The 8,802-nt window shown below is 62.1% G+C and carries 8 protein-coding genes and 1 pseudogene; all 9 read left to right on the forward strand.

The window, feature by feature from the left end:
* Positions 1-11 precede the first annotated feature (11 nt).
* A complete protein-coding gene (rhmD, locus tag ACLD1Y_RS04890; RefSeq protein ID WP_429475982.1) occupies positions 12-1,196 on the forward strand; it encodes an L-rhamnonate dehydratase in 1,185 nt (394 codons plus the stop codon).
* Between the two features lie 11 nt (positions 1,197-1,207).
* Positions 1,208-2,008, forward strand: a complete 801-nt coding sequence (locus ACLD1Y_RS04895; RefSeq protein ID WP_429475984.1) for an HpcH/HpaI aldolase family protein — start codon at positions 1,208-1,210, stop codon at positions 2,006-2,008.
* A 10-nt stretch (positions 2,009-2,018) separates the two neighbouring features.
* Positions 2,019-3,452, forward strand: coding sequence for an aldehyde dehydrogenase (gene aldA, locus ACLD1Y_RS04900; protein ID WP_429475986.1), 1,434 nt, complete (start codon positions 2,019-2,021; stop codon positions 3,450-3,452).
* Positions 3,453-3,523: 71 nt separating this feature from the next.
* The gene (locus ACLD1Y_RS04905; RefSeq protein ID WP_429475988.1) at positions 3,524-4,399 is read left to right on the forward strand and encodes an amidohydrolase family protein; all 876 of its coding nucleotides are present in this window, start codon (positions 3,524-3,526) and stop codon (positions 4,397-4,399) included.
* Entirely contained in the window at positions 4,399-4,719 is a 321-nt protein-coding gene (gene rhaM, locus ACLD1Y_RS04910) for an L-rhamnose mutarotase (RefSeq protein WP_429476002.1), read from the forward strand. The genes ACLD1Y_RS04905 and rhaM overlap by 1 nt, the downstream gene beginning before the upstream one ends.
* A 40-nt stretch (positions 4,720-4,759) precedes the next feature.
* Complete coding sequence (gene rhaT, locus ACLD1Y_RS04915) at positions 4,760-5,818, forward strand: L-rhamnose/proton symporter RhaT (protein ID WP_429475990.1); 1,059 nt, start codon at positions 4,760-4,762, stop codon at positions 5,816-5,818.
* A 28-nt stretch (positions 5,819-5,846) separates the two neighbouring features.
* Positions 5,847-6,617: an SDR family NAD(P)-dependent oxidoreductase gene (locus tag ACLD1Y_RS04920; protein WP_429475992.1), complete on the forward strand. Its 771-nt coding sequence runs from the start codon at positions 5,847-5,849 to the stop codon at positions 6,615-6,617.
* Positions 6,618-6,915: 298 nt separating this feature from the next.
* Positions 6,916-8,217 (forward strand): carbohydrate porin, encoded by a 1,302-nt coding sequence (locus ACLD1Y_RS04925; RefSeq protein ID WP_429475994.1) that lies wholly within the window; start codon positions 6,916-6,918, stop codon positions 8,215-8,217.
* A 240-nt stretch (positions 8,218-8,457) separates the two neighbouring features.
* A pseudogene (locus tag ACLD1Y_RS04930) lies at positions 8,458-8,802 on the forward strand (ribonucleotide-diphosphate reductase subunit beta); the annotation flags it as partial.

Consider the following 8,802-nt stretch of genomic DNA (forward strand, 5'->3'; position numbering starts at 1 on the left):
GGAGTCATACCATGGGTCATCTCACCATCAAACACGTGCGCGCCTTTGTTCTGCGAGGCGGCGGCGCCGATTACCACGACCAGGCCGACGGCCACTGGATCGACGACCACATCGCAACGCCCATGAGCAAATACCCGGAGTACCGCCAGAGCCGCCGCAGCTTCGGCATCAACGTGCTCGGCACCCTGGTGGTCGAGATCGAAGCCAGCGACGGCACCGTGGGCTTTGCCGTGACTACAGGCGGTGAGCCGGCGGCCTACATCGTCGAGAAACACCTGGCGCGCTTTATCGAAGGCGCCCGCGTCACTGATATCGAAAAGATCTGGGACCAGATGTACCAGTCCACCCTTTACTACGGCCGCAAGGGCCTGGTGATCAATACGATCTCCGGCGTCGACCTGGCGCTGTGGGACCTGCTCGGCAAGATCCGCCAGGAACCGGTGCACCAATTGCTTGGCGGCGCCGTGCGTGACGAATTGCAGTTCTACGCCACCGGCGCCCGCCCGGACCTGGCGCAGAAGATGGGTTTTATCGGAGGCAAGATGCCCCTGCACCACGGCCCGAGTGAAGGCGAAGAAGGCCTGCGCAAAAACCTCGAACAATTGGCCGACATGCGCGAACGGGTCGGCCCGGACTTCTGGCTGATGCTCGATTGCTGGATGAGCCTGGACTTGAACTACGCCACCAAGTTGGCCATTGGCGCCCATGAGCACGGGCTCAAGTGGATCGAAGAAGCGCTGTCGCCGGACGATTACTGGGGCTACGCCGCCCTGCGCAACAACGTACCCAAAGGCATGCTGGTCACCACTGGCGAGCACGAAGCCACCCGCTGGGGTTTCCGCATGCTGCTGGAAATGGGCTGCTGCGACATTATCCAACCGGATGTGGGCTGGTGCGGCGGCCTCACCGAATTGGTGAAAATCTCGGCGCTGGCCGATGCCCACAATGCGCTGGTAGTGCCCCACGGCTCGTCGGTCTACAGCTACCACTTCGTTGCCACCCGCCACAACAGCCCGTTCGCCGAGTTCCTGATGATGGCGCCCAAGGCCGATGAAGTGGTGCCAATGTTCCACCCGCAACTGCTCGGCGAGCCAGTACCCGTGAATGGCCGCATGCGTTTGTCGGCGCTGGACAAGCCCGGTTTCGGCGTTGACCTGAACCCGGATTGCCAACTGCACCGTCCATACAACCGCTGAGGGAACCTGCCATGAACATGCCCCGCAACCGCTTCAAGGCCGCCCTCGCCCAGGACGCCACCCAGTACGGCATCTGGGCCGGTTTCGCCACTGGCTATGCCGCCGAGATCGTCGCCAGCCTGGGTTACGACTGGATGCTGATCGACGGCGAACACGCGCCGAACACCGTGCCCAGCGTGCTCAACCAGTTGCAGACGGTGGCGCCCTACGCCACCGCGCCGGTGGTGCGTGCCGTGAATGGCGATGCCAGTCTGATCAAGCAACTGCTCGACGTCGGCGCGCAAACGCTGATGATCCCGATGGTGGAAACCGCCGAGCAGGCCCAAGACCTAGTGCGCGCCATGCGTTATCCGCCCCACGGCATCCGGGGCGTCGGTGGCGGATTGACCCGCGCCACGCGCTGGGACGGCGTGGACAACTACCTCAACACCGCCCATGAAGAGCTGTGCCTGATCGTGCAGGTGGAGTCGCGCCTGGGCGTGGAAAACGTCGAAGCGATTGCCGCCGTAGAAGGTGTGCACGCGGTATTCATCGGCCCGGCCGACCTGTCTATCGGCCTCGGTCACGCCGGCAACCCCGGCCACCCCGAAGTGCAGGAGCGCATCAAGCACGCGGTGGACGCCACCCTCGCCGCCGGCAAGGTCAGCGGCATCCTCGCCCCTAATGAAGACGACGCCCGTCGCTACCAGGCCTGGGGTTGCCGCTTTATCGCGGTGGCCATCGACATCAGCCTGTTGCGCCAGAGCGCCCTGGCCACCCTCGCCCGTTACCGCCCGCTTGCCGAAAGCAAAGCCCCGTCGCGTACTTACTAAGGAGCTGCCCATGTCATCTGTTCCCGTGTACCAAAACTTCATCAACGGCCGCTTCGTACCCAGCGAAGCCCACATCGACGTGCTCAACCCGGCCACTGGCGCGCTGCTGTCCAAGGTGCCCGCCTCCACCGCCGCCGATGTCGACCAAGCCCTCGCCGCCGCCCGCCATGCGCAAAAAGACTGGGGGCGTAAACCCGCCATCGAACGCGCCGGACACCTGCGCCGCATTGCCGCCAAACTGCGCGAGAACGTGGCGCACTTGGCGCGCACCATTACCCTCGAACAAGGCAAGGTCAGCGGCTTGGCCGAAGTGGAAGTCAACTTCACCGCCGACTACCTCGACTACATGGCCGAATGGGCACGCCGTATCGAAGGCGAGATCATCACCAGCGACCGCCCCAACGAAAACATCTTCCTGTTCCGCAAACCCTTGGGCGTGGTGGCGGGCATCCTGCCGTGGAATTTCCCGTTCTTTTTGATCGCGCGCAAAATGGCGCCGGCGCTGCTCACCGGCAACACCATCGTGATCAAACCCAGCGAAGAAACCCCGAACAACTGCTTTGAATTCGCCAAGCTCGTCGCCGAAACCGACCTGCCCGCTGGCGTGTTCAACGTGGTCTGCGGTGACGGCCAGGTCGGCGGCGCACTCACGTCCCACAAAGGTGTGGACATGATCAGCTTCACCGGCAGCGTGGCCACAGGTTCGCGGATCATGGCCGCCGCCGCGCCCAACATCACTAAGCTCAACCTGGAACTGGGTGGCAAGGCGCCGGCCATCGTGCTGGCCGATGCCGACCTCGATCTGGCAGTCAAAGCCATCCGCGACTCGCGCATCATCAACACCGGCCAGGTGTGCAACTGTGCCGAACGGGTGTACGTGGAGCGCAAGGTCGCCGACCAATTTATCGAGCGTATCAGCGCAGCAATGTCGGCCACCCGCTACGGCGACCCGATTGCCCAGGCCGATGTGGAAATGGGCCCGCTGATCAACCGCCAGGGCCTGGACAACGTCAACCGCAAAGTGCGCACCGCATTGAGCCAGGGCGCCACCTTGGTCAGCGGCGGGCAGATTGCCGACCTGGGTGCGGGCTTTCACTTCCAACCAACCGTCTTGGCCGGCTGCCGCGCCGACATGGAGATCATGCGCGAAGAGATCTTCGGCCCGGTGCTGCCTATCCAGATCGTCGACGACCTCGACGAAGCCATCGCCATGGCCAATGACTGCGACTATGGCCTGACTTCATCGATCTACACCCGCGATTTGGGCAAGGCCATGCACGCCGTGCGCGAGATCGATTTTGGCGAAACCTACGTCAACCGCGAAAACTTCGAGGCCATGCAAGGCTTCCATGCCGGTGTGCGCAAATCGGGTATTGGCGGCGCCGACGGCAAGCACGGCCTGTACGAATACACCCACACCCACGTGGTGTACCTGCAGAGCTGATCTGGTTAAACGGGCCTGGGCACGGTAGCGTGCGGGCCCTTGCGAATGTGCCTCTGATAAGGACTGCCCCCATGCCCCTGATCGCCTATAGCGGCCCGATCATCGACAGCCACCTGCATCTGTTCGACCCTCGTCGCCCCCAAGGCATCCCATGGCCGGAGCCGGGCAACCGGTTGTATGCCGCGCATTTACCGACGGATTACTGGGCGCTGGCCAGCCAACACAACGTGGTCGGTGCGATTGCGGTAGAAGCCAGCCCGTGGCGTGACGACAACCGCTGGCTGCTGGAGACCTTGCGCAGCGAGCCGCGCATGCTGGGTTTTGTCGGCAACCTCAACCCGTTGCATGAAAGCTTCGCTGCCGACCTTGATGCCCTGGCCGATGAACCGCTGTTCCTGGGCCTGCGCTACGGCAACCTGTGGGACCGCGATTTATTGGAAGACCAGACGCGCCCCGGTTTCATCGACGGCCTGCGCCAGCTCGCCGCCACCGGCCGTAGCCTGGACAGCGCCAACCCCAACCCGCGCTTGATCAAGGCGCTGCTGCACTTAAGCGATGCCGTGCCTGAACTGCGCATCATCGTCGATCACTTGCCCAACGCCCAGGTGCCAGAAAGTGAAGAAGCGGCCTATCACGCCGACCTGGTGCGCCTGGCCGAGCGGCCGAATGTGTTCGCCAAGCTGGCGGAAATCCCCCAGGTCGGCCCGCAAGGCCTGATCACCGACACCGCGTTCTACAACGACCGCTTGGCCGTGCTGTGGGAAGCCTTTGGCGAAGACCGCTGCTTCTTCGGCAGCGACTGGCCCAACAGCGATCACCTGGCAGATTTCGCCACCACCCTGGGCTTGGTCAAGCAGTGCATGGCCGATAACCCCGAGGCGGTGCAAGCCAAGTTCTTCCTGCACAACGCCGTGCGTATCTACACGCCAACCCACGGAGCGCAATGATGCAGACCCGCGCCTTTCGCATGCACCTCAACCCCGGCCAGGCCGATGAATACCGGCGGCGCCACGATGAGATCTGGCCCGAGTTGGCCACTGCACTGCTCGACGCAGGCGTGGTGGATTACCGGATTTTCCTGGATGAGCCCGCCAACGCGTTGTTCGCCGTGCTCACCCACGAGGACACCCACGGCCTGGATGAACTGCCCGGCACCGCCCTGATGCAACGCTGGTGGAACTACATGCAAGACATCATGCCCAGCCACGCGGATGCCTCGCCGATCAGTGTCGACCTGCTGCCGATGTTCCAACTCACACGCCCTTGAACCAATAGCCCCACAACAACAATAAAAAGGATTCGACTACGTGGAAATCATTCTCCTTGGTGTGATTCTGCACTTTATCGGCGGCTTCGCTTCCGGCAGCTTCTACATCCCTTACAAGAAGGTCCGCGGCTGGGCCTGGGAAAGTTATTGGATCACCGGTGGCCTGGTGTCCTGGTTGATCGTGCCGCTGATTGCCGCGCAACTGACGGTGCCGGGTTGGGTGGACATCCTGCGCAACGCCGACACCAGCACGTTGCTGTGGACGTATATGTTCGGCGTGTTGTGGGGCATCGGCGGGCTGACCTTCGGCCTGACCATGCGCTACCTCGGCCTGTCCCTGGGCATGTCGCTGATCATGGGCCTGACCTCGGCGCTCGGCGCGTTGATGCCAGCGCTGTACCGCGACCTGTTCACCACCGAAACCGAAGGCACCCTGACCTCGATGTTGGCCTCCCAGGGCGGGCATTGGGTGCTGTGGGGTGTGGCAGTGTCGTTGATCGGTATCGCGGTGTGCGGCAAGGCCGGGTTGATCAAGGAACGGGAAGTGTCCCAGGCGGTGAAGTTCGCCAGTGTCAGCGAGTTTTCCCTGGGCAAGGGCATGTTGGTGGCGGTGATCTCCGGCGTGTTGAGCGCGTGTTTCAGCTACGGCATTTCCGCTGGTCGCCCGCTGGCCGCCGCTGCGGTGGAGCATGGTGCCAACAGCCTGTTCCAGAACAACGTGACTTTTATGGTGATCATGTGGGGCGGCCTGACCACCAACGGCCTCTGGTGCCTGTGGTTGAACTGGCGCAATCGCACCTTCCGTAACTACACCGACCGCAGCACCCCGCTGCTGGGCAACTACCTGCTGGTGGCCATCGCCGGCACCCTGTGGTTCCTGCAGTTCTTTTTCTATGGCATGGGCGAAAGCCGCCTGCAGAACGACGCCAGTTCCTGGGTGCTGCACATGTCATTCATCATCATCGTGTCCAACTGCTGGGGCCTGTATTTCCGTGAATGGCACGGCACCAGCGCGGCCAACAAGGGCGTGCTGGTGGCGGGTATCGCCGTGATCCTCGGTGCGATCGCGATGGTTGGCTACGGCAATTACCTCGGCTGATGCCGCTTATTTTTGAAGGAGTGTTTTTATGTTGCTTGCAGACAAAACCGTGATCATCACCGGTGCCTCCCGTGGCATTGGCCGCGCCGCCGCTCGTGAATGCGCGCGCCAGGGCGCCCGTGTGGTGATCGGCCACAGTGGCAGCGGCCAGGGCACCGAGGCGGCGTATTCGTTGATCGAAGAGATCAAGGCGTTCGGCGGCCAGGCCGTTGAAGTGGGCGGGGATGCCGCCGACCCAGACACCGGCGACAAGCTGGTGGCCGGCGCGGTAAAAGCCTTCGGCAGCGTCGACGTGTTCGTCAACAACGCCGGCATCTGCCCGTTCCACTCGTTCCTCGATATGCCCCGCGAGGTGTACCTCAAGACCGTCAACACCAACCTCAACGGCGCCTACTTCGCCGTGCAGGCGGCGGCCAACCGGATGAAAAACCAAGGCCGTGGCGGCGCGATTATCGCGGTCAGCTCCATCAGCGCCCTGGTGGGCGGCGGCATGCAAACCCACTACACGCCGACCAAGGCCGGGCTGCATTCGTTGATGCAATCCTGTGCAATTGCCCTGGGGCCGTATGGCATTCGCTGCAACTCGGTGCTGCCGGGGACCATTGCCACCGATATCAACAAGGAGGATTTGGCGGATGAGGAGAAGCTTGCCTATATGACCTCGCGCACGCCGCTGGGGCGCCTGGGTGAGCCGGATGACATCGCCGGGCCCATCGTATTCCTTGCCTCCGACATGGCGCGCTACGTGACGGGCGCGTCGCTGCTGGTGGATGGCGGCCTCTACGTGAATCTCCAGTAACACCCTGCTCTCTTCCTAACACCACAGTTCCAATGTGGGAGGGGGCTTGCTCCCGATGGCGGTGTATCAGTCAGACATGTACCGACTGAACCACTGCTATCGGGAGCAAGCCCCCTCCCACAAGGGGTCTCTGTGTGCCTCAGTTTTGTGCAAGACCCAATAAAAACAACAATCCAAGGAGCATTTCCATGCGCACCACTCTCCCCCTGGCCCTGCTTTGCAGCGCCATGTCCACCTGCGCCGACAGCGCCCNTTTTGTGCAAGACCCAATAAAAACAACAATCCAAGGAGCATTTCCATGCGCACCACTCTCCCCCTGGCCCTGCTTTGCAGCGCCATGTCCACCTGCGCCGACAGCGCCCCCGCCATGCTCGGCGACTGGAACGGCCTGCGCCCACAGTTGGCCGAACAAGGCTACGACTTCACCCTCAAATACGTCGGCGAAGTCGGCTCCAACCTCGGCGGCGGCTACAACTCACACACCACCGCACGCTGGAGCGACCAACTGATCCTGGGCGTGGACATGGACCTGCAAAAGCTGCTGGGCTGGCAAGACGCGATTTTTCGTATCGGCATCGGCGAGCGTCATGGCAAGGACATCACCAACGACCGCGTGCACCAACCCAACGCCACCGGGCTGACCTCCACCATGGAAGTGTTCGGCGGCGGCAATGCCTGGCGGCTGTCGCAGTTCTGGTACGAGCAAAAGTTCTTCGATAGAAAATTCGCCCTGAAACTCGGCCGCTTCGGCCATGGCGAAGACTTCGACCAATTCCCCTGCGAATTCCAGAACGTGACCCTGTGCGGCTCCCAGGAAGGCAACTGGAACGGCGTGTGGAACAGCTTCCCCATCAGCCAGTGGGCGGTGCGCGCCAAGTACCAGTTCACCGATGAGTTCGCGATGCAGGTCGGCGCCTATGACAAAAACCCCGGCAACGCCGAGGCCAGCAATGGCTTCAAGCCGTTTATCAGTGGTTCCCAAGGCACCAGCTTTCCCATCGAAGCGATCTGGAAAGCGCAAATCAACGGCCTTAAATCCGAGTACCACGCCGGTTACTACTACGCCAACGCCGACACCAAGGACATGCTCAAGGACGCCGACGGCAACTACGCCGCCAGCTCCCAGAAGCCTTATCGGATGTATTCCAGCAACAGCGGCTGGTGGCTGTCGGGCCAACAACAACTGACCACGGTAGATGGCAATAACAAGCGTGGGTTGAATGTGTTCGCCAACCTGACGGTCAACGATCCCGACAAGAGCGTGATCAAAAATTTGATCCAGGTCGGCTTGATCTACCGTGGGCCGTTCGATGCACGCCCCGACGACACCTTCGGTGTTGGCGCATCGAAATTGCAGGTCAGTGACCGCTACACCCGCAATACCCAAATGCTCAACGCCGCCAACGGTGTGACGTCCATCGACGACCCGCTGTACGTGCCCGAGCAACGCCGCGAGTACAGCTACGAGATCAACTACGGCGTGCAGGCCACCCAATGGCTGATGGTGCGGCCCAACCTGCAATACGTGAAATACCCCGGCGGGCTCACGCAAACCCGTGGCGCGGTGGTGGGCGGCGTGCAATTCATTGCTGATTTCTAGCCCTGCGTTCTGACGTTGTGACGGGCTGGCCGCGACCCATGACCGCACATCTTGTGCGTTGACCAGCCTTGTTACACACCATATAGTGTGCCCACAAACAGAACAGACCACTACATAGTGTGCAGTATCGGTATTTACCGACCACACTATGGGCAATATTTCAATGCCTTGAAGCCTGCAAATTGCCTATTTATGGACGGGTTCACACACCGTCAGAACAGATCAGAAAGGAGTATTTCGATGCTGAGTTGGGATGAAGTCGACAACGAAGACACCGGTGCAGCGGTGATCAGGGGCGCCAACGCCGGCCATGCAAGCGAAGCCAACATGGACCGCCTCGACGGCGCCGGCGCTGCCGCCGCGCTGGAGGCACGCAACGTGACCGCCAGTGACTCGGCCGCGATCATCCGCGCCAAGGCTGCCCTGGACAAACTCGACGTCGCCGAAGGCCTCGCCGAGCTCGAAGGCTCCGCCGCCCGCGTCGCCGTTGACGAAAAGCGCATGATCAACTGCCGCGCCGACCTCAACCAACTCGTGCCCTTCAAGTACGACTGGGCCTGGCAGAAGTACCTCGACGGCTGCGCC

Source organism: Pseudomonas sp. 18175 (assembly GCF_050432925.1).
Classification (GTDB): domain Bacteria; phylum Pseudomonadota; class Gammaproteobacteria; order Pseudomonadales; family Pseudomonadaceae; genus Aquipseudomonas.